Annotated in this window: 2 protein-coding genes and 1 pseudogene; 2 read left to right on the top strand and 1 reads right to left on the bottom strand. The window is 57.5% G+C overall.

Annotation, left to right across the window (positions count from 1 at the left end; genetic code table 11):
* Positions 1-276 (bottom strand): annotated as a pseudogene (locus AC1DRJ_RS29300) (amino acid ABC transporter substrate-binding protein); the annotation flags it as partial.
* A gap of 94 nt (positions 277-370) precedes the next feature.
* Between AC1DRJ_RS29300 and AC1DRJ_RS29305 the strand changes: the two are divergent.
* A complete protein-coding gene (locus AC1DRJ_RS29305) occupies positions 371-544 on the top strand; it encodes a hypothetical protein (RefSeq protein WP_477805202.1) in 174 nt (57 codons plus the stop codon).
* Complete coding sequence (locus AC1DRJ_RS29310; protein WP_477805203.1) at positions 534-986, top strand: GNAT family N-acetyltransferase; 453 nt, start codon at positions 534-536, stop codon at positions 984-986. The genes AC1DRJ_RS29305 and AC1DRJ_RS29310 overlap by 11 nt, the downstream gene beginning before the upstream one ends.
* Positions 987-1,039: the final 53 nt, after the last annotated feature.

Here is a 1,039-nt window from a genome sequence, read left to right on the forward strand (position 1 = left end):
GTACCAGGCGTTGTACCAGGCGTTGACCAGCACGTCATAGCGCCCCTCGCCCACACCCATCATGGCTCGCGCCCAAGGCACCTGTTCGAAATCACTGGCATAACCCGCCCGGGCCAGCGCGGTACTGACGATGTCTGTCGCCAATCCACCGTTGACCAGCGTGGCGTCGGTAAAGGGTGGCCAGGCATCGGCGACCAGACGCAGCTTTTCCGCTGCAGCGCCCTGTGTCAGCAACAGCAATACGATCAAAGCAGAAGCTCGATGCAATCGCGGCATGCTAGAAAATCCTTAGCGGGAGGGTTACCCGGCGGTGTTTTTTCAGCCCAAACTCCAAGACCCATGTACCGGCAGCCAGGTACCAACGTAGCTCATGAAAGCCACAGCACAGCGCTTCATCGAAGATTACACAAAGAAGACAGCGCCGCGCGAAATGAACGATGGCATTTTGGCCTTTGTCACAGATTTTCCTGCCATAAAGACAACGGCCCTCAGGACGCTTAGTATCGGAGCGACGATGTTCAAGGAACGTGAAAATGACAATTGACTGGATCTGTAAACACCACAGCGACCTCGGTAAAGAACAGCTGTACGCCATTCTGCAATTGCGCGTCGAGGTGTTCGTCGTCGAGCAGAAATGCGTCTATCAAGACATCGATGGCCAGGATCTGGACGGTGACACCCGCCATTTGATGGCGTGGGACGAGAACCGGCTGGTGGGCTATCTGCGATTGCTCGACCCGCAATTGCAGGGTGGCGATGTGGTGATTGGCCGGGTGATTGTTGCCCCGACGGCACGTGGCGCCGGCATAGGGCATGAACTGATRGCGCAGGCGTTGAAGCAGGCCGAGAAGCACTGGCCGGAAACGCCGGTTTATCTGTCGGCCCAGGCGCATTTGCAGGGGTATTACGGGCGGTATGGGTTTGTAGTGGCGGGGGAGGAGTATGTCGAGGATGGCATTCCACATATCGGGATGCGTCGCCTTTAAGGGCCCTTTCGCGAGCAAGCCCGCTCCCACATTTAACCGCGTTCCTCCAGGAG

The organism is Pseudomonas sp. P5_B2 (assembly GCF_056400445.1).